The 23,664-nt window shown below is 47.4% G+C and carries 23 protein-coding genes; 10 read left to right on the top strand and 13 right to left on the bottom strand.

All coding sequences use genetic code 11. The features are described from left to right. Nucleotides 1-249 precede the first annotated feature (249 nt). From XMD530_RS09695 to XMD530_RS09680, 4 genes are all read left to right on the top strand, one after another. Nucleotides 250-1,674, top strand: coding sequence for a glyceraldehyde-3-phosphate dehydrogenase (locus tag XMD530_RS09695; protein ID WP_371731516.1), 1,425 nt, complete (start codon nt 250-252; stop codon nt 1,672-1,674). Between the two features lie 111 nt (nt 1,675-1,785). Further along, nucleotides 1,786-2,700 (top strand): ribosome biogenesis GTPase YlqF, encoded by a 915-nt coding sequence (ylqF, locus tag XMD530_RS09690; RefSeq protein ID WP_173481059.1) that lies wholly within the window; start codon nt 1,786-1,788, stop codon nt 2,698-2,700. Continuing rightward, nucleotides 2,697-3,023, top strand: coding sequence for a hypothetical protein (locus tag XMD530_RS09685; protein WP_173484025.1), 327 nt, complete (start codon nt 2,697-2,699; stop codon nt 3,021-3,023). The genes ylqF and XMD530_RS09685 overlap by 4 nt, the downstream gene beginning before the upstream one ends. Further along, the gene (locus XMD530_RS09680; RefSeq protein ID WP_173494482.1) at nt 3,020-4,204 is read left to right on the top strand and encodes an NAD(P)/FAD-dependent oxidoreductase; all 1,185 of its coding nucleotides are present in this window, start codon (nt 3,020-3,022) and stop codon (nt 4,202-4,204) included. The genes XMD530_RS09685 and XMD530_RS09680 overlap by 4 nt, the downstream gene beginning before the upstream one ends. A gap of 243 nt (nt 4,205-4,447) precedes the next feature. Here XMD530_RS09680 and XMD530_RS09675 read toward each other — a convergent pair whose 3' ends face one another. The 5 genes from XMD530_RS09675 to XMD530_RS09655 all read right to left on the bottom strand — a co-directional run bounded on the left by XMD530_RS09675 (nt 4,448) and on the right by XMD530_RS09655 (nt 11,987). Further along, nucleotides 4,448-4,636, bottom strand: coding sequence for a DUF2892 domain-containing protein (locus XMD530_RS09675; RefSeq protein WP_173489206.1), 189 nt, complete (start codon nt 4,634-4,636; stop codon nt 4,448-4,450). A 36-nt stretch (nt 4,637-4,672) separates the two neighbouring features. Next, nucleotides 4,673-5,371 (bottom strand): fumarylacetoacetate hydrolase family protein, encoded by a 699-nt coding sequence (locus XMD530_RS09670; protein WP_173495498.1) that lies wholly within the window; start codon nt 5,369-5,371, stop codon nt 4,673-4,675. Between the two features lies 1 nt (nt 5,372). Beyond that, a complete protein-coding gene (locus XMD530_RS09665) occupies nt 5,373-8,573 on the bottom strand; it encodes a hybrid sensor histidine kinase/response regulator (protein ID WP_173507096.1) in 3,201 nt (1,066 codons plus the stop codon). A gap of 227 nt (nt 8,574-8,800) precedes the next feature. After that, nucleotides 8,801-10,405 (bottom strand): isocitrate lyase, encoded by a 1,605-nt coding sequence (locus XMD530_RS09660; RefSeq protein WP_173483676.1) that lies wholly within the window; start codon nt 10,403-10,405, stop codon nt 8,801-8,803. A gap of 451 nt (nt 10,406-10,856) precedes the next feature. Then, complete coding sequence (locus XMD530_RS09655; RefSeq protein ID WP_173484019.1) at nt 10,857-11,987, bottom strand: cupin domain-containing protein; 1,131 nt, start codon at nt 11,985-11,987, stop codon at nt 10,857-10,859. A gap of 198 nt (nt 11,988-12,185) precedes the next feature. Here XMD530_RS09655 and XMD530_RS09650 point away from each other — a divergent pair, with 198 nt between their 5' ends. Genes XMD530_RS09650 through XMD530_RS09640 form a run of 3 tightly spaced genes read left to right on the top strand, consistent with a single transcriptional unit; the run spans nt 12,186 to nt 14,114 of the window. Further along, nucleotides 12,186-12,695, top strand: coding sequence for a GNAT family N-acetyltransferase (locus tag XMD530_RS09650; RefSeq protein WP_371731437.1), 510 nt, complete (start codon nt 12,186-12,188; stop codon nt 12,693-12,695). Beyond that, nucleotides 12,692-13,675 (top strand): VTT domain-containing protein, encoded by a 984-nt coding sequence (locus tag XMD530_RS11550; protein WP_173481050.1) that lies wholly within the window; start codon nt 12,692-12,694, stop codon nt 13,673-13,675. The genes XMD530_RS09650 and XMD530_RS11550 overlap by 4 nt, the downstream gene beginning before the upstream one ends. A 16-nt stretch (nt 13,676-13,691) precedes the next feature. After that, on the top strand, nt 13,692-14,114 hold the full coding sequence (locus XMD530_RS09640; protein ID WP_173481049.1) for a heme-binding protein: 423 nt from the start codon (nt 13,692-13,694) through the stop codon (nt 14,112-14,114). A 189-nt stretch (nt 14,115-14,303) separates the two neighbouring features. Here XMD530_RS09640 and XMD530_RS09635 read toward each other — a convergent pair whose 3' ends face one another. From XMD530_RS09635 to XMD530_RS09615, 5 genes are all read right to left on the bottom strand, one after another. Continuing rightward, nucleotides 14,304-15,032, bottom strand: a complete 729-nt coding sequence (locus XMD530_RS09635) for an RNA methyltransferase (protein WP_173507095.1) — start codon at nt 15,030-15,032, stop codon at nt 14,304-14,306. 69 nt (nt 15,033-15,101) lie between these two features. Then, nucleotides 15,102-16,466: an adenylosuccinate lyase gene (gene purB, locus XMD530_RS09630; RefSeq protein ID WP_173489209.1), complete on the bottom strand. Its 1,365-nt coding sequence runs from the start codon at nt 16,464-16,466 to the stop codon at nt 15,102-15,104. Between the two features lie 296 nt (nt 16,467-16,762). Continuing rightward, on the bottom strand, nt 16,763-17,437 hold the full coding sequence (gene hflD, locus XMD530_RS09625; RefSeq protein WP_173494478.1) for a high frequency lysogenization protein HflD: 675 nt from the start codon (nt 17,435-17,437) through the stop codon (nt 16,763-16,765). Continuing rightward, complete coding sequence (mnmA, locus tag XMD530_RS09620) at nt 17,438-18,559, bottom strand: tRNA 2-thiouridine(34) synthase MnmA (RefSeq protein WP_173483678.1); 1,122 nt, start codon at nt 18,557-18,559, stop codon at nt 17,438-17,440. A 4-nt stretch (nt 18,560-18,563) separates the two neighbouring features. Further along, entirely contained in the window at nt 18,564-19,034 is a 471-nt protein-coding gene (locus XMD530_RS09615) for an NUDIX hydrolase (protein ID WP_173481044.1), read from the bottom strand. Nucleotides 19,035-19,120: 86 nt separating this feature from the next. Here XMD530_RS09615 and XMD530_RS09610 point away from each other — a divergent pair, with 86 nt between their 5' ends. Further along, nucleotides 19,121-19,579, top strand: a complete 459-nt coding sequence (locus XMD530_RS09610) for a molybdenum cofactor biosynthesis protein MoaE (RefSeq protein ID WP_173483679.1) — start codon at nt 19,121-19,123, stop codon at nt 19,577-19,579. On the opposite strand, the gene XMD530_RS09605 is transcribed toward XMD530_RS09610, so the two are convergent. Further along, the gene (locus XMD530_RS09605; RefSeq protein ID WP_173481042.1) at nt 19,539-20,168 is read right to left on the bottom strand and encodes a pseudouridine synthase; all 630 of its coding nucleotides are present in this window, start codon (nt 20,166-20,168) and stop codon (nt 19,539-19,541) included. The genes XMD530_RS09610 and XMD530_RS09605 overlap by 41 nt on opposite strands. A 76-nt stretch (nt 20,169-20,244) precedes the next feature. After that, a complete protein-coding gene (locus tag XMD530_RS09600) occupies nt 20,245-20,454 on the bottom strand; it encodes a cold shock domain-containing protein (protein ID WP_173481041.1) in 210 nt (69 codons plus the stop codon). Between the two features lie 195 nt (nt 20,455-20,649). On the opposite strand from XMD530_RS09600, the gene clpS reads away from it, so the two are divergent. Both clpS and clpA read left to right on the top strand, forming a co-directional pair. Beyond that, nucleotides 20,650-21,006: an ATP-dependent Clp protease adapter ClpS gene (gene clpS, locus XMD530_RS09595; RefSeq protein ID WP_217362057.1), complete on the top strand. Its 357-nt coding sequence runs from the start codon at nt 20,650-20,652 to the stop codon at nt 21,004-21,006. A gap of 11 nt (nt 21,007-21,017) precedes the next feature. Next, the gene (gene clpA, locus XMD530_RS09590; RefSeq protein ID WP_173481040.1) at nt 21,018-23,282 is read left to right on the top strand and encodes an ATP-dependent Clp protease ATP-binding subunit ClpA; all 2,265 of its coding nucleotides are present in this window, start codon (nt 21,018-21,020) and stop codon (nt 23,280-23,282) included. Between the two features lie 24 nt (nt 23,283-23,306). Here clpA and infA read toward each other — a convergent pair whose 3' ends face one another. Beyond that, a complete protein-coding gene (infA, locus tag XMD530_RS09585; RefSeq protein WP_169450742.1) occupies nt 23,307-23,525 on the bottom strand; it encodes a translation initiation factor IF-1 in 219 nt (72 codons plus the stop codon). Between the last annotated feature and the right edge of the window lie 139 nt (nt 23,526-23,664).

Here is a 23,664-nt window from a genome sequence, read left to right as displayed (position 1 = left end):
CTCACATCGATATCAGGGGTGGTTTAGTATCAATTGATGACGATTTTTTAACTCAATAATAAGTAAAAATTAACTTTTGTAATAGTTACGTAATTTTCACAAAAAAATAGGGGTTTTGTAGTTTTGTAGTCGACATTTGTTGGTTTTTTACAAGTTATATCAATAACTTATGAACAGTAAGTTGTATATCCTTTATTTCAATCTGTGTCATAATTAACGGGTTACTTAACCTTTATAAAGGAGTGTGCTGTGTCTCAAGAACTGATGCTAGCAGAGTGGAATGCTCGTGAATCGATCGCCGAAGCGATGGTCCCTGTGGTTGGTCGTTTGTACCGTGAATCAAACGTTGAAATTTCTGTTTTCGGCCAACTGTCTGTTCGTAAATCTGTGATCGATCTACTTAAAGATCACCGTTACGTTCGTCAGGTTGAGGGTGAAGAGCTTTCAGTCGTAGATACCTTCCCAGTACTTGAGAAGGTGTCTCAAATGGGCATCCGCAACGCACACATCGACATCGGTAAATTGGCTGTTAATTTCCGTAAATCGGGTGCAGCGGATTTGAATGATTATTTAGAGTCTGAACTTGCTGGCGCATCAACAGAAGATACTGGTGGTCAAGACGTCGTCCTATACGGCTTCGGTCGCATTGGTCGTCTACTGGCTCGATTCATGTTGAACCGCTCGGGTGCAGGTCACACGCTGCGTCTGCGCGCGATTGTTGTACGTAAGGGCAAAGCCGATAACGACCTAGAGAAGCGTGCAAGTTTGTTGCGTCGTGACTCAGTTCACGGTTCGTTCAAAGGCACTATCCAAGTTGATGAAGCAACGAACTCCCTGATCGTTAACGGTAATGCGATCAAAGTGATCTTCGCCGATGGCCCAGATCAAGTTGATTACACGCAGTACGGTATTAATAACGCTCTTGTGATTGATAACACCGGTATCTGGCGTGATGACAAAGGCTTAGCGCTTCACCTTCAATCTAAAGGTGTTGATCGCGTTATCCTTACAGCACCAGGTAAAGGCATCAAAAACATCGTTATGGGTGTTAACCATGGTGACATCGATGCATCGGATAAAATCTTATCGGCTGCTTCGTGTACCACTAACGCCATTACGCCTGTCCTTAAAGCGATTGATGACAAGTACGGTGTTGCTAATGGTCACGTTGAGACCGTTCACTCATACACTAACGACCAGAACTTGATCGATAACTACCACAAAGGTGATCGCCGTGGCCGCGCAGCAGCGCTTAACATGGTTATCTCTGAAACGGGTGCAGCAAAGGCGGTCTCTAAAGCGCTTCCACAATTGGAAGGTAAGCTAACTGGTAACGCGATCCGTGTTCCGACACCGAACGTCTCTATGGCGATCCTTAACCTGAACCTAGAGAAAGAGACTGAGCGTGAGTCTTTGAATGACTACCTTCGTGAAGTGGCGTTGCACTCTGATCTTCAGAAGCAGGTTGACTACTCTAACTCACCTGAAGCGGTTTCGAGCGACTTTGTCGGCTCACGTGCTGCAGGTGTTGTCGATGCATTGGCCACTATCTCAAGCGGTAAGAGCTGTGTTCTCTACGTTTGGTACGATAACGAGTACGGCTACAGCTGTCAGGTTATCCGTCTAGCGCGTGAGATAACTAATTGTACGCTTAAGGCTTTCCCACAAGAGTAATCACTCTTTTGTAAAAAAACCGGAGTCACCGAAAGGGGCTCCGGTTTTTTTGTCTCTGATTCATTCTTAATAAACAGGTATAATGCGCCCAACTTAAAGGCATAGGTCATTATGGAACGTATTAACTGGTTTCCCGGTCACATGCATAAAGCGCGTAAAGAGATTGCGCAACTTATGGATGAGGTCGACATTGTTATTGAAGTGTTGGATGCACGCTTGCCTCGCTCAAGCGAGAACCCCTTGGTGACCTCGTTACGTCGAGGCAAACCTGTTCTTAAAATTCTGAATAAATCCGATCTGGCAGATCCCGACAAAACCAAGGCTTGGTTGCAGGAGTTCAATGCGCAAGAGGGCATTACGGCCATCGAGTTAACGACAAGTGATAAGAGAACCATCAAGTCGATTCCGCAAATCTGTAAAGATGCCGTGCCTGCCCGTGCTAACAAAGATCGCCCAGTGCGTGCCATGATCATGGGCATTCCTAATGTGGGTAAGTCGACTCTGATCAATGCTCTTTTAGGCCGACGCATTGCCAAAGTGGGTAATGAACCTGCCGTGACTAAAGCGAATAAACGCTACAGTGTATTTCAGGGGATGGCTCTGTCGGATACTCCCGGTATCTTGTGGCCAAAAATTGAAGACCAAGACTCTGGATACCGGTTGGCGGTCAGCGGTGCAATTAAAGATACTGCGATCGATTATGATCAGGTGGCCGTCTATGGTGCTAACTTCATCCTTAATGCTTACCCTGAGCGACTAGTAGAGCGTTATAAACTGAAAGAGCTGCCGGAGTTAGGTGAAGGCTTATTGGATCAAATAGGCCGTAAACGAGGCTGCTTGCGACCCGGTGGTGTGGTCGATATACACAAGGCGGCCGAGATACTAATGAACGAGATGCGCGGTGGTAAGCTAGGGCGCATCAGTTTTGAAACAGTGGAAGAGTGGCAAGAGAAAGATCGTATTGCCGCTGAATTAGCTGCCCAAGAGGCCGAAGAAGCGGCCAAGGCAGAGGAGAGTTCTAAGTGACCCGTTTAAAAAAGCAGAAGCGCATGGCTAACAAAATCGTGCTGGATAAAACGCCCCGTAAGCAGGAGCGTCTAGCCGACCCCGACAGCTATGAGAGCCGAAAACAGCGTGCGCAAAAACAGAAGAAAAAGCATGTGTCGGTTGATCAGAAACGTATTAATGCGAAACCGACTAAATCAGCAATTGAGCGTGATACCGAGGCCGGCCGTCGTGGTGAGCGCAAGGGTGGCCGCTTAGCGGATAAGATCCGTCAATACAACGCTGACAAAGAGAGCGCTGAAAAAGCCGATAACAGCCGCGAGCAGACCAGCGACAGCGAATGAGTAAACGCAGGGTTGATGTCGTAATTATAGGTGCCGGTGCGTCCGGTCTGATGTGTGCATTAACGGCTGGCTATCGTGGCCGTTCTGTTCTAGTGTTGGAACACACTAAAAAAGTCGGGCGTAAGATTTTAATGTCAGGAGGAGGGCGTTGTAACTTCACCCACCTTCACTCAACACCGGCCAATTTTCTATCGAATAACCCCCACTTCTGCAAATCGGCATTGAGTCGTTATACACCGCAACACTTTGTCGATATGGTCGATCGTCATGGGATTGAGTACCACGAGAAGACCCCAGGCCAGCTCTTCTGTAATGAATCCAGTAAAGAGATTCTGACGATGCTCACCACTGAGTGCGATTGGGCGGGTGTAAAGATTGAGACAGAGGTGAGTGTCCATTCGCTTACACAAAATGAGCATGGTTTTCTCGTAGAAACCTCGGCTGATTCAATTCAATGTGAGTCGTTGGTTATTGCAACAGGCGGACTCTCCATCCCTAATGGTGGTGCGACCGGCTTTGCTTATGATGTGGCCGAACAGTTTGACCTACCGGTTACCCCTCGCCGCGCCGCACTGGTCCCATTTACGCTGCAGCCTGACATTTTAACACCACTCAAAGAGCTCTCTGGGACTGCACAAAATGCGCGTGTCAGTTGTGCGGGTATGAGCTTTTTGGAACCTATTCTGTTTACTCATCGAGGCATAAGCGGCCCTGGGGTTCTTCAGATCTCGAGCTATTGGCAGCCAGGTCAAAGTGTTGAAATTGATCTGCTTCCCGGTATTGATATTGACGAGCAACTTAAAGAGGCTCGACAAGCGACTCCAAAACAGAGCATTGAGCGTGTGCTCAGTGAATACATGAGTAAGCGATTGGCTCAGGTATTGTGCTCAATCTGGGGCTTTGCTGGGGCAGTGGGTGACTTCTCCAATGAGAAAATTGAAGCGCTCACCAAGCAACTGACTCAATGGCGGGTGAAACCATCGGGAACCGAAGGCTATCGTACAGCTGAAGTGACCATTGGTGGGGTAGATACTCAGGCCATCTCCCAGAAAACCATGGAAGTAAAAAGCGTATCAGGCCTCTACTTTATCGGTGAGTCGTTGGATGTGACAGGGCACTTGGGCGGGCATAATTTCCAGTGGGCTTGGGCATCAGGAAATGCCGCCGGCGAAGTTGTTTAGGCAAGTTAAGTTCAATTGTTGGAGCCTTATCGAAGATGAGGCGATAATCGCGGCCTTTGAAAGACCGCTCCAACGCTTAAAGCTTTGAATTGATGTTGGAGCCTTATCGAAGATGAGGCGATGCCTTTTTCGCGACCTCTGTGAGATCGCTCCAACGCTTAAAGCTTTGAATTGATGTTGGAGCCTTATCGAAGATGAGGCGATAATCGCGGCCTTTGAAAGACCGCTCCAACCCATGAAGTGTTACTTGGTTTTACAGCTGTTCAGTCCGAACAGTGTGTAAGCACCACAAAATCCAAACACACCGGTTAACAGCGGTACTACACCAATGTAACCCCAGCTACCCACTGTCTCTGTGAAGGCCAATCCAATCAGGATTAAACCGACAATAATGCGCAGAGCGCGATCCATTCCACCGACATTACATTTCATATCACTATCTCCTTTTGAGAGGGTATTAATAATTCGTTATACGATGTTAAGTGAAATTGAGCCCACACCTTCAACACTGCCTTCGATACGGTCACCTTTGACAACGGGGCCCACTCCTTCTGGGGTACCGGTGTAGATAAGATCACCCGGCTGTAAGTGGTAATATTTAGAGAGGTGCATGACCAACTCTGCGGGTGACCAGATCAGATCAGAGATGTCAGCTGTCTGCTTGGTTTCACCATTCACACGCAGTTCGATTCTGCCACGTTCAAGCACTCCTGTGACCGATTTTGGAACCAGGTCGGTAATGATGGCACCGCCTTCAAAGTTTTTACCTAGATCCCAAGGGCGACGTTTGTCTTTGCCTTTCTGCTGCAGATCGCGGCGTGTCATGTCTAACCCACAGGCGTAACCATAGATCATCGCTTCCGCTCTCTCTTCATCAACCTCAAAGCCCGGTTGATCGATCGCGACGACCCACTCCATCTCGTAGTGTAGATCTTCGGTTCCTGGAGGGTAGGGTAGATCGGTTCCTGACGCCTGAATGGCGTTAAGGTCTTTAATGAAGTAGAAGGGCTCTTGTGTGGTTTTATCAATCTTATCGCCCATCTCGGCCGCATGCGCTTGATAGCTTCGGCCAACACAAAAGATGCGATTCACAGGAAATTGACGTTCGTCACCGCGAATCGTTAAAGCGGTGACTGGGCGAGGCGTAAATAGATAACTATCCGGCATATCATAGACTCTGGTTTTGTTGATCTATGGATTGTAATGCTTCCGTCAATTTTTCTACAGAGATAGGTTTTGCCAGTGCCGCAGAAGCGCCGGCTTCGATTAATCGATCACGCTCTTCACCGATTGTGGCGGCTGACACGCCGACAATAGGTCCGGAAAAACCGATCTCACGAAGCGCTGACACTAAGCCATATCCATCGAGGTTTGGCATGAAAATATCCGTCACTACTAGGTCAAAGTCGCCCTCTTTAGCCGCAGCGAGAGCTAACTGACCATCTTCCTGGGCAACCACCTCGGCTCCAAGACCCTCAATCATTTTTTTGGTAAGCGTGCGAATCATTAGATTGTCTTCAGCGACCAGAACGCGCTTATTGGTAAGGTCCAAAGCCTTAGTCGATTGTGTTGATTCTTTTGGTTCTGAAGTTTTCTGTGAATCGAGCTCGCTAGTGCCAGAGTCCGTTGAGATAAGATCCACGGCTAGATTGATCAAGAAGGTAGCGCCACCACCAGGGGTATCTTCGTATTGGATAGTGCCGCCCAATTCATGGGCAATTTGCCTACAGAGATACAGGCCAATACCGCTGCCATCCGCTTTTGAGTCACCGCGATAGTAGGCATTAAATATATTGGCTTGATACTCCTTCGGAATCCCCTGTCCGTTATCACTTATTTTAATGGTGTAGTTGACGATGTTGGTGTCGATCGTCGGTCTGTAGAGATCAACAGAAACCTGGCTAGCCTCGCTATGAATAAAAGCGTTGCGCAAAAAGTTGATCAGCATCTGCTTAAGCGAGGTCGTGTCAAAATAGGTTTCAGGGTCTTCCCAGTCCAACTCTGACACAACTAGATCAATTTGAGCCTCTTTGGCTGAGATTTGCATTGAGTTACACACTTCTAGCAAAGTTTGTGAAATGCGACCGGTTTTTCTCTGTCTTGCAGTTTGCTGTTCAGGTTTAACAACATTTCGAAGATCATCTATTAGATTCAATAGATGGTTTACACTCTGATTGATCTCTAGGCTGTGGTCGCTATCATCTTCAAGCATCATTTTTATTGCTGAGACGGGTGTTCTAATCTCATGTGCAATAATGCCAAATAGCCGTTTTTCACTCTCAAAGCGCTCCTGAAGTTGAACAAACGATAGGTTTGCCTGGTGCAAGAGTTCTTTTGACTCCTCTATGAGCCTCTGTCGATCTGTTGTTTCAATTATGCTACCAAGGATTTGCCGGTCAACCGACAATAACCCCTGACTGGTCATTGTAATATCAAAATAGCGTTTACCATTTTGACTATCTATTGTGACGTTAAAATGTTTAGGTCCTTTGAAGGTATACAAATTCAAAAGTGTCGATTTAAATTCACTATCATTTTCTTCGTCGAAGAGGCCTAAAAATCCCTTAATAGAGATAAATTCACTAACCGGTAAATCTAGTATCTCTCGCAAGGTTGCAGATGGACGCACTTTTTCATTGATTGGGTCTATCTCAAAGAGACCAATGCCCGATGTATCTGTCGTGATGTTGAGTTTTCGAATGGCCAGTTCTGCATCAGATCGAGACTTCAAAACTCTATCTTGGTTTCGTTTCTCCAAGCTTATATCTTGAATAAACAGGTTGTCATTGTTCTCAGGGTCAACGCCAATACGGTCGATTTTCCACCAAATGGTTTCAGTTTTCGAAAGGTTTAATGGAATTTCGCAGCTGTCAATTTTGCCCTGTAAGAGATAGTTAATTGCCTCTTTGTGCGATGGTTTTACTCTCTCTACTAATTGATGAACTGCAAAATCGGTAGAGGGAAAATTAACGCTATAACCCTTGAAAGCGAAGTGGATAGTCTCTGACTCTTGGTGCACTGTGGCCAGATCGAAACCTGACTTTTCAGCCGCCTGTTCCAATGTCTGCATTAATGCTGTACTGATCTTCTCAAATTGCTCTGCTCGACGCTTAGCCTTTAGAGCTATCAGTCCACGTTCAAGCGTATCAGTTTGATCAATCAGTGAACCAAATAGAAAACCTTGTTTATCGGCATTAACCGTCAATAATACTTTTTTGGCAGTGGTTGAATTGTCATTAAGGTTGACCATTGCTCTGTAGGGTTGGTCGTCAAAAGGTGTTAGATCTTCAACTCGTAGCGGTTGGTCGTTAATGGATATCTTGTCTAAAAGTGCCTGCAATGAAAGATTGGTCTGTTGATCAATGCCCAACAAATTGTTTAGTTGTTGGTTACTCCATAAAGAACCTTGCGCATCCATCTGCTCGAAAAGAGCGATCTCTGTAACAGCGGATACTTTCTCGAAGCGGTTAACGGCTTGCTCTAATAGAGAACTGTTTTGGAGAAGTCTCTGTTTAGACTGCCTTAGCTGTTGAATGTTAACTGCGATTAAGCTGCTAACGAGTGTAACCACGGCCAATGTAAGCAGAACACGATCGGTTACGATTGCTTGGGTATAAGGACTGATAGAAAACTCTACAGCGTTCAGTAGCAAGGCAATTGGCAAAAAGAGACAGAATAACCTGTAGGGTAGAGTGATAGCAGCAGCGAGTAGGGCAAGGGATATGACAATGCCCGGCCTCAAAAACGCGTCGGGTGCTAGGTTTACAAAGAGTAATTGTCCAATGAAGAGTGCAACCGGAATGAGATGAGAGATCTGAAAAGGCTCTCTCTCTGTTTTATCGATGTTTAGCCAAGTGATGAAGATTCGGGCACTTAAGATCGCGATAAAGGCCGGTAAGAACTGTTCAGCAAAGCCAAAGTAACTGAGTTTTCCATCAAGATAAGCTATGAAAAGCGATCCGATGATAACCGAAAGCACACCCAGTAAACGCCTGCTTCGGCTCTCTCTCTTCCAGTCATCAAAAATGGGGGTGCTAGTGTGCACAACGACGGTAACCACAATGGCAACAATGACCCCTTTGATAAGTGTTTGCTCTAGTGATTCAGCTGTCAGATGCCAAAGGAGTGGGAGATACCCCAAAAGGTAGAGCCCAATTTGGCGATTACGCAGGATTAGGCTTTTAGACGCTATTGCCGAGGCCGCGACAAGCACCACGGGTGAAAACAGTCCAATATCGAACCAAGTAACACGATGAGAAGCGTCGAAGAAAAGTATGGGGGTCAACCCAGCACTGGCCAATCCGACGAATAACGCTAAAGCCAGTGAGTAGATTGGGTGGCGTAACAGATTGCTTAGATGTGAATTCATAGACTGCATACTTATGAGTAATTAAGCGTTAATAAGAACACTATTCTTAGCAAATTTTGTGCCATCTAATCTGTGTCTCTTCGGCTTTTTCGGTTTGTTATAAACTCATTATAGTTGGAGTTTAAGAAGTGAGGCCCTCTGAATTTATACCAATTTGGTCTTATCTAGGTTTTTATAAGAAAAAAAACGCGCCCGAAGGCGCGTTTTTTGTGAGCAGTGTCTAACGATTAAACGTTAGCGAACTGGTTCATTGTGTTGTCTTTACCGCCTGCTTTAAGAGCCGCATCACCTGCGAAGTACTCTTTGTGGTCGTCGCCGATGTTAGAACCAGCCATGTCCTGGTGCTTAACAGTCGCGATACCCTGACGGATCTCTTTACGCTGAACGCCGCCTGCGTATGCAAGCATGCCTTCGTCACCGAAGTAACCTTTCGCTAGGTTATCAGTTGATAGAGCAGCCGTGTGGTAAGTCGGTAGCGTGATGAGGTGGTGGAAAATACCCGCTTCACGTGATGCATCAGCCTGGAAGCTCTGGATTTTAGCGTCCGCTTCTTTACCTAGATCTGTTTCATCGTAATCAGCACTCATTAGTTTAGCGCGATCGTAGGCTGAAACATCTTTACCTTCAGCAGTCCAAGCATCAAACACTTGCTGACGGAAGTTTAGAGTCCAGTTGAACGAAGGTGAGTTGTTGTAAACAAGTTTCGCATTTGGAATCACTTCACGGATGCGGTTAACCATGCCAGCGATCTGCTGAACGTGTGGTTTTTCAGTTTCGATCCATAGAAGGTCAGCACCGTTTTGTAGTGACGTGATACAGTCAAGAACAACACGGTCTTCGCCTGAACCCGCTTTGAACTGGAATAGGCCAGACTGAAGACGCTTAGGCTTCATTAGTTGGCCGTTCGCTTTAACGACTACATCACCGTTGTTGATGTCTTCAGGACCGTTGATTACGTCGCCATCTAGGAAGCTGTTGTAAAGGTCACCTAGGTCGCCTGGCTCGTTAGTCACAGCGATCTGCTTAGTTAGGCCAGCACCTAGAGAGTCAGTACGTGCAACGATTACACCGTCATCTACGCCAAGTTCAAGGAATGCGTAACGTACAGCGTTGATCTTAGCTAGGAAGTCAGAGTGAGGTACAGTAACTTTACCGTCCTGGTGACCACACTGTTTCTCATCAGAAACCTGGTTCTCTAGCTGGATACAACATGCACCGGCTTCGATCATTTTCTTAGCTAGCAGGTAAGTTGCTTCAGCGTTACCGAAACCAGCATCGATATCAGCAATGATTGGAACGATGTGAGTCTCGAAGCTATCGATCTTAGCGATGATCTCTTGCTCTTTAGTGTTGTTGCCAGCGTCACGTGCAGCGTCTAGCTCACGGTAAAGGTGGTTAAGTTCCCACGCATCCGCTTGCTTAAGGAAGGTGTAAAGCTCTTCGATAAGCATTGGCACAGACGTTTTCTCGTGCATTGATTGGTCAGGAAGTGGACCGAACTCTGAACGTAGAGCCGCAACCATCCAGCCAGATAGGTAAAGGTAGCGCTTGTCAGTAGAACCGAAGTGCTTCTTGATAGAGATTAGTTTCTGTTGACCGATGAAACCGTGCCAGCAACCTAGAGACTGAGTGTATTTAGATGTATCAGCATCGTAATCAGCCATATCTTTGCGCATGATCGCTGCAGTGTATTTAGCGATATCTAGACCCGAGTGGAAACGGTTCTGAAGTTTCATGCGTGCAGCAGATTCAGCATTGATTGCTGACCAAGTGCCGCCGTACTGGTTACAAGTCGCTTGTTGAGCTTCAATCTCTTGTTTGTATGTAGACATATCTCATCCTCAATAATGGGTACCTGTGCACCCGAATGTGTTAAATCTCTGTCGGTTCAAAAAAATCAAACCTGACCGATGGCGACATCATGAGGATTGCTGCACCTGCTGTCAAAGTGCTTTTGTGCATAGCAGCATAGAATGGAGGGTGTCAGTTAGGGGGTGGTCGTATTTCTTGTAGTTAAACTACAAGCAGTCAATGTGGTGATATTTGTTTTAATTTATATAAAACAATAACTTACTTTAATATAGACTATGGTTTAGCGACTTAAGTTTAATAGTAAATGGTCGTAAATTGTCTGTTTTTACAGCGATTAAATACTCTTTTTATATACCAATTTCTTCTATAAGACCTTTGGTGCATGGCAAGAAGTTGTAGGTGGAAAATAGTATAAAAGCGACATAAGCTGTCCTTTGGCGAACCGCTGGTTTAATGTGAAGGCACGATTACCTACTGAATGGCTCCCTGAGTAAAGAGCTGTTTGATGAGCGATGACTCGCCAATCTTGTACTGATTAGCTGATAGGTAACCTTGATTGGCTAGCTGTTTAGCAAGTTCTATCTCTGCGTCATCGACCTCTAGCTGAACGCCGTTACAGAAGAGTTTGAACTGTTCACCATCAGAATAGAGCAGGCGGTTGTTTGGAAGAAGCTCGATACCGTCCTCGGTGGCGCCCAGTATCCAATCATCGTAATCCTCTGGGTCAAGCTGTTCAGTTTGATCAGGATACTTAGGTTCTGAAAACAAGGACCCTAAAGCGCTTTCAAGCTGTTCCCGATTGGATAAAAGTGCTTTTAGGCGCTGTTCGATTTGAGTGATGGACGCTTGATCGATCTCCCCCGGCGATTGGCAAAGAGTTCGTTTAGGATCACTAAACCGGTGTTCGCTAGTCAGGGCTTCACCGATGCTGTCTGATACGGTTCGCAGTATCTCGGCATCGGATGGTGCTCTGAATCCTGCAGAGTAGGTGACGCAATCTTCACTGGTTGCTATGCCGTTATGAGCGACTTGTGGAGGGAGGTAGAGCATATCGCCCGGCTCCAGATCAAAGCTCTCTAGGCATTGGAATTCACTCAGAATCATAACCGGCGCATCCGGTAAACGGGGTGATTGGCTGGATTCGATAGCACCCAACTCCCAGCGACGTGTCCCTTTAGCCTGAATTAAAAAGACATCGTAGTTGTCATAGTGTGGTCCAACACCACCACCCGGCGTTGCATAGCTGATCATCAGATCATCGATGCGCCAGTTAGGGACAAAGTTGAAGGCATCTAGCAATGCTTTTGCTTCCGGGGAGTAGTGGTCTACGGCTTGCACTAGAAGCGTCCAGTGCGATTCTGGAAGATGTGCGAAGGTCTCCTCATTTAGAGGACCACATTCCAACTGGTATTCTGAGCTGTCCGGTTTGAATTGAATCAGTCTCGATTCGACTTCCTCTTCGAGGGATAAGCCTGCCAATTCATCAGAGCTGACAACGGGTTCAAGGTCGGGAAATGCATTGCGAATTAACACTGGTTTCTGTTGCCAATAGTCACGCAGAAACGTCTCAACCGTTAAATCACCCCAGTTAATTGTGTACATAGCCAATCCTTTAAAAATGATGGCTTCATTTTAAATTAAAGGGCCGGTGGGTGATATCTACTTTGTTAAGAATTCCAGTGACTGGCTTCAGCCTGTCATCTGCTTTATCGGTGTTTTCCAGATAGGTATTAAATTCTAACTGCGGATGACAGGCTGAAGGCCAGTCACCAATAGATGAATTAGATAGACCGATCCTGGGTGAGCTACTATTATTCAGTGATGAATGAATTACAGATTACACGAGTCGATTACCTAGACCCGCAACAGGGTAAAGATCTTGTCACTCTATTAAATGCCTATGCATTGGATCCCTTGGGGGGTGACACTCCGCTTAGTGATGAAGTGAAGCAGGCTCTTCCTGCTAAATTAGCTGAGGTAGACGGTGCAAATAGCTTTATTGCCTATGTGAATGATCAGCCAGTGGGGCTGCTTAATGCCTTTATGGGCTTTAGCACCTTTAATGCCGCTCCATTGATCAATATTCACGACGTTTATGTGGCACCCCAAGCGAGAGGTAAGGGTGTTGTCGATGCACTCTTTGCTGCTATCGAAGCGGTGGCTAAGGAGTTGAACTGCTGCAAAATTACCTTGGAAGTATTAGAGGAGAATGGCGTTGCTCAGTCTGCTTACAAACGGTTGGGCTATAAAGGCTACGATCTTGGTGAACTAGGGGGTGAAGCCCTCTTTTGGCAGAAAAAACTGTCGTGAAAATCCCTCTTATCATCCTCCCCAAGCTCTCTAAAAAGAGCTTTTTGGTTGTTTTCATAATATTGACGGCATTTACTCTGTTCAATGTGAATAAGAGTTATAAAACCTATACGGTGCTTAACAATGCGAGGTTGTTGGGTTCTGAGACCGCTGCAGATATCCGTGCTAAAGATACACTGAGTGATTTAATTGACCATTATCAGGTTTCATTAGAGGGATTGGTAGGGGTGCTAGGTGCGCCGTTGCCAGAGAAGAGCTCAACGTTAAAATCGATTGCGGAGAGTCGAGGTATGAGTGAACTGACTCTGATTGCTAAGGTTCAGTCTTTAGTTCCCCAGTCAGGTGATTTGCAGCAGAGTGATGATGGCTCTTGGTCAGCGTCGCTCAATGAGCTCTTGTATGAGGGGTTGGCTCTTTATGGTCTTCCTATCGTGCTAGCGGTTGTATTACTTGGTGCTTTAGGTTTGCCTGTACCAGCGGGTCCAATGACCGGAATAGTGGGGCTAATGGCCTTCTCAGGTCTGTTCGATGCTTTTTTTGCGGCTGTTGGGATAGTGGTTGCAGCGTTTTTAGGTGATGTTCTGTTGTTTGAGTTGGGTCGACGAATGGATACCGCTTGGTTCGATAAGCACGGCGCAAAATTTGGTTTCAATAAGAAGAGTCGTCACAGGGTAGAGCATCTTTTTCACCGTTGGGGCTCTTTGACACTAATACTGTCGAGATCTTTGGTGGCGCACATCAGTGCGGTTGTCAGCCTGATGGCAGGTGCCTCTTCATTAGGTCGAACAAAATACTGGCTAAACTGTCTAATAGGTCGGCTTGGTTGGTTGTTAATCTATTTTGGTTTTGGGTATTTCGTTGGGGATAATCTTGCAATGGCAGGTAGCTTCTTGGGATACCTGAGTTTAAGTTTGTTGGGGCTGTTACTGATCATTGTGCTCTTTGATCAGTACCACAAGCAAAGTCATAGAGTGGTATGAGGTAACCAGGGAAGCTATGTTTGAATCGGTTCGTTCTTTAACAATGGAAGCGGCACTTGAATTGGCTAAAACCGTTCAAGCTGAAGCGGATACTCAAGGGTTCGCCATGAATGTGGTTGTCGTCGATCGCTCAGGTCTGCCTTTAGTGGTACTCAGAAACCCTAAGGCGCCGGATGCCTCTTTGGAGTTTGCGGAGCGTAAAGCTTACACCGCTGCGAGCTATGGCTGGCCAACCGCTAAGTGGCAGGAGATTGTGGGTGAGCGTCCATTGGTGATGCAGGGGCTAGCGCAAAATCCTAAAGTCTCTCTGATCGCTGGTGGTCTACCCGTTAAGCTGGGCGATGAAACCATCGGGGGGCTAGGGGTAGCAGGTGCTAAAGCGCCAGAGGATCATGCGGTTGCTGCTGCGGGTTTAGAGGCGTTTTTGGAAAAGCCTTAATGCGTGTGTGAAAGGGAAGACGAGTTCAATAGATTGTTGTTGGAGCCTTATCGAAGATGAGGCGATGTCCGGTTTCGCGACCTCTGCGAGATCGCTCCTACGGGGGTTCGGCCATTTGCGATCGAGAATGCGTTCGATGGATTGTTGTTGGAGCCTTATCGAAGATGAGGCGATGTCCGGTTTCGCGCGTTAGCTTCCCTTGTTTTCGCGATCCAGGGTCTCTTCGACGGCGTTGAGAATGCCTCGTAACATACCCATCTCGGTTTTCTCTGGACGGGTGCGATTGAAGTAGCGTTTCAGTTTATCCAATACGCGTCCTTCGTGTTGAGGGATGATAAAGCTGACTCGACGTAGCACGCGCTCTAGGTGTTCAAAGAATAGAACCATCTCATGTTGGCGCGGGTAGGGTGCCTCTTCAACTTTTTCAGGTGCTAGGCGACTGGCACGGCGTAACTCATAGCAAACCAGTTGAATCGCCTGTGAAACATTCAAAACCGGGTAGACTGGGTTGGCATCAATAAACAGGTGTCGATTACACATCAGCATCTCTTTATTGTTTAAACCCATGGTCTCGCGCCCAAAGATGATCGCGACTTCGCCGGAGTGTGATTCAGTATGAATCTGTTGTGCAGCGCTCTCTAAGTCTTGCAAGGGGAGGTCGAAGGTTCTTTCACGAGCACTGGTGCCGACCACCAGCTGACAGTCTGCAATCGCCTCTTCGAGGGTTGCAACCACCTTCGCACTCTCCAATAAATCTTTAGCGCCAGCGGCACGCGAAGTGGCCTCTTCACTTGGAAACTCACGAGGGTTGACTAGCCAGAGTTGGCCCAGTCCCATGTTCTTCAGTGCGCGAGCCGCCGCTCCAATGTTTCCAGGGTGGAAGGTCTCGACTAAAACAATTCGAATGTTGTTCAGCATGATGGGTGATCTGTTGTGTTAAACAATAAAAACGCCCCATAAGGAGCGTTTTATTCAGCGCTTCATCGATTAGATGCGAGACGCTTGTTCTGCTGCATTACCGACGTAAGTACCCGGTGTCAGTGTGCGAAGCTCTGCTTTAGCGGACTCTGGGATCTCAAGTGTTTCGATGAAATCGAGCATCACCTCTTTAGTCATCCCTTTACCGCGAGTCAGTGCTTTTAGCTTCTCATACGGCTCTTCAATCGCATAACGGCGCATCACTGTCTGAATAGGCTCAGCTAGCACTTCCCAGCTGTTGTCTAGATCTTCATCTAGGCGTGCCGCGTTCACTTCAAGTTTGCTAATGCCTTTCAGTGTCGATGCATAGGCAATCAGACTGTGGCCAAACCCGACACCTAGGTTACGCAGTACGGTTGAGTCTGTTAGATCGCGCTGCCAGCGAGAGATTGGCAGTTTCATGGTCAGGTGGCCCATTACTGCGTTCGCGATGCCCAAGTTGCCCTCTGAGTTTTCAAAATCAATTGGGTTAACTTTATGTGGCATGGTTGATGAACCCACTTCGCCAGCAATCGTTTTCTGCTTGAAGTAACCCCAGGCGATGTAGCCCCAAACGTCACGATCAAAGTCGATCAGGATGGTGTTGTAACGACAGACTAGGTCGAACAACTCAGCAATGTAGTCGTGAGGTTCAATCTGCGTCGTGTAGGGGTTGAAGTTCAATCCTAGACCTTCAATAAAGCTCTTGGCATTCGCTTCCCAGTCGATCTCTGGGTATGCGCTTAGGTGGGCATTGTAGTTACCAACGGCACCGTTAATCTTGCCAAGGTACTCGATGCTGTCTAGCTGCTTGATTTGACGACGCAGACGGTAAGCTACGTTAGCCATCTCTTTACCTAAGGTCGATGGTGAAGCTGTCTGGCCGTGGGTGCGCGATAGCATTGGCTGAGTGGCAAAATCTTGTCCGATCTTTGCAATGGCCTGTTCAATCGCTTCCATCTCTGTGCGCATTACGGCGACGCCGTTTTTCAGCATCAGTGCGTGAGACAGGTTGTTAATATCTTCGCTGGTACAAGCGAAGTGAACAAATTCGCTGATCGCGTTGAGTTCGGCATTGCCAGAGATCTGCTCTTTAATGAAATACTCAACCGCTTTTACATCGTGGTTGGTGGTGCGCTCGATCTCTTTGATGCGCTCAGCCTGTTCTAAAGAGAATTCTGCAACCAGTGTATCTAACAGTGCATTGGCTTCGCTGCTTAATGCAGGGACTTCAGTGATCTGCGGATGTGAAGCTAATTGCTGCAACCAACGGATCTCAACTTCAACACGGAAGCGGATCAATCCGAATTCGCTAAAAATAGTACGAAGGGCAGAGGTTTTGCTTCCGTAGCGGCCATCAACGGGCGATACGGCTGTTAGAGCAGTGAGTTCCATGAATGGGGTCTCTTGAATAGCGTGAATTTAAGGGTCGAGATTATATAGAAAAAAGCAGAGGTTGGGGAGTGTCTAAGGTTGTGGTGACAGGCTTTAGCCTGTCATCCGCTCTATCAGCAATTTCCAGCGCCTCCATTGGAAGCCCGTCAGTGGATGACAGGCTAAAAGCCAGTCACCGCAACTTCGCGCTAATTCGCTCCCACATCCGAGTTCCGTACTATATTTCTACGAAGCACAATTGTAGTAGCGAATTCAGCGAAGCTGAAACCGCAAAAGAACCTCGCAACGATCCTTAATTAATTCCGCTTCAGCTCTTGAAGAGCGTCACCGACGCGCGATCTAAAGAAGATCAGATGCCAGCGTTGGCCGCCAACCTGTCTCCAAAGAATAGCCGCTCGAATGCCTGCCAGTAGAAGGGCGCGTATGCGGGCTGCATTTTCATTGTTCTGCAGATTGCGTGGGTCACCCTGTACCTGAATTCTGAAATTAAAGTTGCTGATCGTCTCTTGATAGAGAGCGTCAATACCAGCTAGTACTGAACTGTGAGTAAATCGACTGGCATCGGTCGGTTCGTCATCACGGTGATTGTTCAGCCAGAAGTAGTCCGCTTTTTTTGCAAGCTCATCCAGACGCTCTGAAATGGTATTCAGGTAGTCGCTGTTCTTGGCCAGTTTGCGCTCCAATGTGATCAGGCTTAGTGCGTAGCGCATCACCATTGGTGAGTAAGCATTCTCTTTTTTATCAATAATTTGCTGTATTGAATTAAAGCCGTCATTAAGATTGATTTTAAGTTGCTGCCGACCGCCAAATATATCCTCAGTCGTAGCTGGGTTCATCTCGAACAGTGACGCGATAGAGACTTCGAAACTGCTGCTTGAACAGCTCCCTTGGCGCGCAATCTGATCGACGAGGTGGGCTGCTTGAAAGATGGCAGCCATTGCGATCGCCTGCTCCTGTTTTGCCCTCGACATCTATCTATCCCCCCAAGTCAGATCTCGTGAACTCTGTTCAATGACACCGCCGCCTAAGCAGAGATCGCCTTGATAGAGAACTAGTGATTGTCCCGGTGTAACTGCTCGTTGAGGTTGGTCGAAATAGACCTTGTAGCCCTTTTCATGCTTTTCGATGCGGCAGGCTTGATCCGCTTGTCGGTAACGGACTTTTGCGGTGCAACTCATCGGTAGCTGAGGCTCTTCACCGTTGATCCAAAAAATCTCGGACGCATAGAGCCAATCACTGTAGAGCAGCTCATTATCGATGCCTTGCACTGCGATCAGTTCATTAGCGTTCAAATCTTTACCCGCCACGAACCACGGCTCTTCGGAGTAGTTGGCCAGGCCACCAATGCCGAGGCCCTGACGCTGGCCAAGGGTGTAGTACATTAAGCCCTGGTGTTTTCCGATGACATCCCCAGTGGGTGTGACGATATTGCCTGGTTGAGCGGGGATGTACTGTTTTAAGAAATCGGTAAAGCGACGTTCACCGATGAAGCAGATACCCGTGCTGTCCTTCTTCTTGGCAGTAATTAGATCAAGCTTTTCAGCAATCTCACGAACCTTAGGTTTCTCCAACTCACCAACAGGGAATAGCGTCATGGCCAGCTCTTGGTGGCCCACTTGGTGTAAGAAGTAGCTCTGATCCTTGTTGGGATCTAGACCTTTTAACAGCTCGCCCTTTCCACCCTGCAGGCGACGACGTGTGTAGTGACCAGTTGCGATCATGTCGGCACCCAGTAGTTGTGCATACTCAAGAAAGGCTTTGAATTTGATTTCACGGTTGCAGAGGATATCTGGATTGGGGGTGCGACCCGCTTTGTACTCTTCTAAAAAGTGTTCGAAGACGTTGTCCCAATACTCTGCAGCAAAGTTAGCCGTATGAAGCTTGATCTCAAGTTTGTCGCACACCGCTTGTGCATCGGCTAGATCCTCAAGAGCGGTACAGTACTCAGTACCGTCGTCCTCTTCCCAGTTTTTCATGAACAGACCTTCAACTTGGTAGCCCTGTTCTTTTAAAAGGTATGCAGAGACAGAGGAGTCCACGCCGCCAGACATGCCGACAATAACTTTTGTCTCGGTGATCGATTTTGTGCTCATGAAGTCAGTCTAATTGATCGTGTATTAAATTAAGTGGGTAGCGTTTGCCTGCCAAATAGTCATCGATGCAGTCCAGTACCAGGTGGCTGCGTAAACGGTGCTTGTTCTCTGCTACCTCATCGCGCGTCATCCAGACCGCTTGGAGAATCCCCTCATCCAATGCCTGTTCAGGGTTATGCGACAGCGCATTCGCGATAAAAGTCACCCTATGGAAGGTGAGATCTAATTCAGGCACGCGGTAGACATAGAGTCCCAGTAGGGCATCCAGTTCAACGCTCCATGCGGTCTCCTCTTCGGTTTCACGCAGTGCTGCTTGAAACAGAGTTTCTCCATTTTCAACATGGCCAGCTGGCTGGTTAAGCACCTTTTGATCGCCGTTGATGATCTCTTCTACCAGTAAAAAGCGATTCTCTTTCTCAACAATTGTTGCGACGGTCGCATGTGGAAACCAGCGGTTTGGTTTGGAGTCGTGCATCGTTTAACTATCTGCAATAAAATAGCTGATTATCATATCAGATTTTAAGCCGTTTCTAGGCGGTGTTTCTTAATTTTGAGGTCAGAATGCAAGATCGCATTGAAGTCGTTACGCAACCGATTGACAGTTCAGATGGTTTGACTTGGTTGAAAGAGTCACCAGAAGGGGTGGGGGCACTGGTCTCATTCACAGGCATGGTGCGTGAATTGCCGGATGCCGATTTAGAGTTCATGGAGCTAGAGCACTACCCAGGCATGACTGAAAAGGCCTTAGCCAATATAGCGACTCAAGCACGAGAACGTTGGCCGCTAAAACGTATCTATATTGTGCACCGAGTCGGTCCTATGGGGTTGTCCGAAGAGGTTGTGCAAGTGGCTGTGAGTTCGGCGCATCGCAATGCTGCATTTGAAGCGGCCAGCTTTATTATGGATTATCTAAAACGTGACGCGCCGTTTTGGAAGCGTGAGGTGAGTGATAAAGGATCGGTTTGGGTCGAGCAGAAAGCTAGCGACGTCGAGGCCGCGAAGAGCTGGGGCGACCGCTAGTCCGCCTGTTATTCGCAGGTTGAGTTCTCTTTTTAGGCAGTGGTGCTAGGTTAACGTCCAACTTTCGCCACTCGCCTGGTGCTAAATCATCGATTGTCCACTCACCCACGGCATAGCGAATCAAACGTAAGGTTGGAAATCCGACGGCCGCCGTCATTCGTCTGACTTGGCGGTTTTTCCCTTCACTGATGACCAGCTCAATCCAGCTGGTTGGTATGTTTTTGCGCTCACGAATCGGTGGTGTTCTTGGCCAGGGTTCATCGATCTGGATGATGTTTGCTTTGGCGGGGCGGGTTAAGCCATCTTTTAACTCTACCCCTTGTCTTAGCTGATCCAAAGCCTGTTCAGTGATACTGCCCTCTACTTGAACCCAGTAGGTTTTGGGGAGTTTGAACTTAGGATGTGCGAGCCGGTGCTGCAGTTCGCCGTCACTGGTTAAGACCAGTAGTCCTTCGGAATCGTAATCTAAACGGCCTGCGGCGTAGATTTTGGGGATATCAATGAACTGTGCAAGCGTGTCTCTACCCTGATCATCGGTAAAGGTGGGTAGGACATTAAAGGGTTTGTTCAGTAGATAGAGGGTAGACATAGGGTAGGAGTACTCAAAACTTATCGCGCAGTGTACGCGATAAGTCTGCCAGCCCCAAGTCCCAGAATGAGCCCTTTTAGGCTACGTCGAACTGAATATTGATAGCGTGGTAGCCGCTCTCGACGGGTTTAGCGTCAAAGACGACCTCTTGACCCGCTTTAAGGGTTTTATAGCCCTCTTTCTGAATAGCACTGAAGTGTACGAAAAGCTCCTGATCAAACTGATCACACAGAATAAATCCAAAACCTTTGACGTTGTTGAACCACTTCACCTGACCTCTATGCATGACATCCTCCTATGCAATCTGATCTGTAACATGAGTGCGTAAACTGGTTAAATGAACGATCCGTAATGGGTTCAACACACTGACTGTTTGTTACACTTAAAGAGTATTTAGCGGGCGCTGGGTAATGAAGCGCTTTTCGAAAAATGCATAAACTCTAAAGCGGTAATTTTTTATATTTAGATTAATTTGGTGAAAATGAGTATTACAAAGCGTCATGCACAGCCTGAAATGTCCGATCAAGACGACGATCAACAGCATCCACCGGGATTGGCCACGGCTGAGGCGAAACCTGAATTGAAGCAACCCTCGCTCTATCGAGTGCTGCTCATGAACGATGACTACACGCCGATGGAGTTTGTGGTTCAAGTGTTAATGGGCTTCTTTAACATGAGCGAAGAGAAAGCCACTCAAGTGATGTTGGCCGTTCATACCCAAGGCAAAGGCGTCTGTGGCGTCTATACTAAAGATGTTGCTGAGACAAAAGCGGCACAAGTTAATCAGTATTCACGTGACAATAAACATCCGCTACTCTGTGAAGTAGAGCAGGCATAAGGAGATTCGCTATGTTGAATCGAGAATTAGAAGATACTCTAAGTCAGGCTTTTCAATCAGCCAGTACGTCTCGTCACGAGTTTTTGACCGTTGAACATCTGTTATTGGCCTTGATCGATAATCGTCATGCGTTTGAAGTACTGGCTGCCTGCGGGGCTGACTTTGATGCACTGGTCAATCAGCTGCACAACTTCCTTAAAGAGACAACGCCTCAGCTTCCCGATAATGTCGAAGCGTCCGAAACCCAGCCAACACTTGGTTTTCAGCGTGTCCTTCAGCGCGCGGTATTTCATGTCCAGTCGTCGGGCAAGACCGAGGTCACCGGCGCCAATGTTCTGGTTGCTATTTTCAGTGAGCAAGAGAGCCAAGCTGTTTACTTCCTTAAGATGCAAGGGATAGAGCGGTTGGACGTCGTGAACTTTTTATCGCATGGCGTTTCGGACAGTGAGTCAGACAATGAGCAGCAGTCTGCTGCAGCGGATGCGAAAGATGAGCAGAAACAGGAGAGTGCGCTCTCTAAGTATGCGATCAATTTAAACAAACAGGCAGCGGTTGGTCAGATCGACCCGCTGGTGGGGCGTGACTCAGAGGTTGAGCGTGTTGTTCAGATTCTGTCACGTCGTCGCAAGAATAATCCGCTGTTAGTGGGTGAGGCCGGTGTCGGTAAGACAGCCATTGCAGAGGGTTTGGCGAAGCTAATCATTGAAGAGCAAGTGCCTGATGTGATTGCCAATTCAGTTGTCTACTCCTTAGATTTGGGTGCGCTGGTTGCTGGGACGAAGTATCGTGGCGACTTTGAAAAACGCCTTAAGTCACTGCTAAACGAGATCAAAGATCAGCGCGAAGCGATTCTGTTCATTGATGAGATTCACACCATTATTGGCGCCGGCGCCACTTCGGGTGGCTCTATGGATGCCAGTAATCTGCTCAAGCCTCTATTAAGCTCAGGTCAGTTGCGCTGTATTGGATCAACGACTTTCCAAGAGTTCCGCGGCATTTTTGAGAAAGATCGCGCCTTGGCACGCCGTTTCCAAAAAGTGGACGTGTTAGAGCCTAGTGTCGAAGATACCTACCAAATTTTGAAAGGTCTTCGATCACGCTTTGAAGAGCATCACGAGATACGTTACACCGATGCTGCCCTGAAGTCGGCGGCTGAAATGGCGGATCGTTACATCAATGAGAAGCATCTTCCAGACAAGGCGATCGATGTCATCGATGAGGCGGGTGCTTATCAGCGACTCATTCCTGAAGAGGATCGAGTTGAAGCGATTGATGTGCCCGAAATCGAGACGATTGTCGCTAAGATCGCTCGAATCCCGCCTAAGTCGGTTTCAGCTTCTGACAAGCAACAACTGGCTAAGCTTGATACCAATTTGAAAATGGTTGTTTTGGGTCAGGATGAAGCGATCGATAACCTGTCGGCGGCAATCAAGCTATCACGTGCTGGACTTAAAGAGCCCAACAAGCCGGTCGGTAGCTTCTTATTTGCCGGGCCAACAGGTGTGGGTAAAACCGAGGTGACATCGCAACTGGCTCGTATTTTAGGTATTGAGCTGATTCGTTTTGATATGTCGGAATACATGGAGCGTCATACTGTCTCCCGATTGATCGGTGCGCCACCAGGGTACGTTGGTTTTGACCAGGGGGGTCTGTTGACCGAGGCGGTGACTAAATCACCGCACGCTGTTGTGCTGCTTGATGAGATAGAGAAAGCTCACCCCGAAGTCTTTAACCTACTGTTGCAGGTGATGGACAACGGTACCTTGACCGACAACAACGGTCGTAAAGCTGATTTCCGTAACGTGATTCTGATCATGACCACCAATGCCGGTGCTGAGGATATGGGACGTGCCAGCTTTGGTTTTGCTAAACAAGACCACAGCAGTGACGGTATGGAGGCGATTAAACGACTCTTTACACCTGAATTCCGTAACCGTTTGGACTCTATCGTTCAGTTCAAAGCGCTGACGAGAGAGATCGTGCGTGGTGTGGTTGATAAGTTCCTTATGGAGCTACAGGTTCAGCTAGACGATAAAAAGGTCAGTATTCATGCCAGTGATGAAGCCTGCGATTGGCTGGCCGAGCATGGCTATGATGAGAAGATGGGTGCGCGTCCAATGCGTCGCCTAATTCAAGAGAAGATCAAAAAGCCGTTGGCCGAGAAGATCCTGTTTGGTGAACTGTCGGAAGAGGGCGGATCCGTTGAGATTGTAGTGAACCCTGAAGGTGAACTCGATCTTGAAACCAGCACAGAAACAAAAATGGCCACTGTATAGTGGCCATTTTTTTGTAGGTCTCGATTAACGAGCGCGGTAAGTGATACGACCCTTGTTCAAATCGTAAGGAGTCAATTCAACTTTAACCTTGTCACCCGTAAGGATACGGATGTAGTTTTTACGCATTTTGCCAGAGATGTGCGCGATTACTACGTGACCATTCTCTAGTTCTACACGGAACATCGTGTTGGGAAGGGTATCGATTACCGTTCCTTCCATTTCAAAAGCGTCTTCTTTAGCCATTAATACCTACCTTTGGAATTCTTTACCAAGTATCGCTTAGCGTGGAATTGATCGCTTTTGTGCGTTACTTGACCTGAAGGTCGCGTATTCTGCACTAAATTGCTAAAAAAGTGAAATAGTTTAGGTCGTAGACTCTGGT

The sequence above is a fragment of the Marinobacterium sp. xm-d-530 genome, assembly GCF_013283365.1.
GTDB lineage: Bacteria > Pseudomonadota > Gammaproteobacteria > Pseudomonadales > Balneatricaceae > Marinobacterium_E.
The sequence above is the reverse complement of the archived record's forward strand: the minus strand, read 5'-3'. Positions and strand labels throughout refer to the sequence as shown.

Excerpts from the sequence above, each read along its gene's own strand:
- clpA (WP_173481040.1), top strand. The coding sequence starts at position 21,018 with ATGTTGAATCGAGAATTAGAAGATACTCTAAGTCAGGCTTTTCAATCA.
- XMD530_RS09665 (WP_173507096.1), bottom strand. The coding sequence starts at position 8,573 with ATGAATTCACATCTAAGCAATCTGTTACGCCACCCAATCTACTCACTG.
- infA (WP_169450742.1), bottom strand. The coding sequence starts at position 23,525 with ATGGCTAAAGAAGACGCTTTTGAAATGGAAGGAACGGTAATCGATACC.
- XMD530_RS09655 (WP_173484019.1), bottom strand. The coding sequence starts at position 11,987 with ATGTACACAATTAACTGGGGTGATTTAACGGTTGAGACGTTTCTGCGT.
- XMD530_RS09600 (WP_173481041.1), bottom strand. The coding sequence starts at position 20,454 with ATGCATAGAGGTCAGGTGAAGTGGTTCAACAACGTCAAAGGTTTTGGA.
- XMD530_RS09670 (WP_173495498.1), bottom strand. The coding sequence starts at position 5,371 with ATGCCGGATAGTTATCTATTTACGCCTCGCCCAGTCACCGCTTTAACG.
- clpS (WP_217362057.1), top strand. The coding sequence starts at position 20,650 with ATGAGTATTACAAAGCGTCATGCACAGCCTGAAATGTCCGATCAAGAC.
- XMD530_RS09610 (WP_173483679.1), top strand. The coding sequence starts at position 19,121 with ATGCAAGATCGCATTGAAGTCGTTACGCAACCGATTGACAGTTCAGAT.
- purB (WP_173489209.1), bottom strand. The coding sequence starts at position 16,466 with ATGGAACTCACTGCTCTAACAGCCGTATCGCCCGTTGATGGCCGCTAC.
- hflD (WP_173494478.1), bottom strand. The coding sequence starts at position 17,437 with ATGTCGAGGGCAAAACAGGAGCAGGCGATCGCAATGGCTGCCATCTTT.
- mnmA (WP_173483678.1), bottom strand. The coding sequence starts at position 18,559 with ATGAGCACAAAATCGATCACCGAGACAAAAGTTATTGTCGGCATGTCT.
- XMD530_RS09615 (WP_173481044.1), bottom strand. The coding sequence starts at position 19,034 with ATGCACGACTCCAAACCAAACCGCTGGTTTCCACATGCGACCGTCGCA.
- XMD530_RS09640 (WP_173481049.1), top strand. The coding sequence starts at position 13,692 with ATGTTTGAATCGGTTCGTTCTTTAACAATGGAAGCGGCACTTGAATTG.
- XMD530_RS09605 (WP_173481042.1), bottom strand. The coding sequence starts at position 20,168 with ATGTCTACCCTCTATCTACTGAACAAACCCTTTAATGTCCTACCCACC.
- XMD530_RS09660 (WP_173483676.1), bottom strand. The coding sequence starts at position 10,405 with ATGTCTACATACAAACAAGAGATTGAAGCTCAACAAGCGACTTGTAAC.
- XMD530_RS09675 (WP_173489206.1), bottom strand. The coding sequence starts at position 4,636 with ATGAAATGTAATGTCGGTGGAATGGATCGCGCTCTGCGCATTATTGTC.
- ylqF (WP_173481059.1), top strand. The coding sequence starts at position 1,786 with ATGGAACGTATTAACTGGTTTCCCGGTCACATGCATAAAGCGCGTAAA.
- XMD530_RS09635 (WP_173507095.1), bottom strand. The coding sequence starts at position 15,032 with ATGCTGAACAACATTCGAATTGTTTTAGTCGAGACCTTCCACCCTGGA.
- XMD530_RS09680 (WP_173494482.1), top strand. The coding sequence starts at position 3,020 with ATGAGTAAACGCAGGGTTGATGTCGTAATTATAGGTGCCGGTGCGTCC.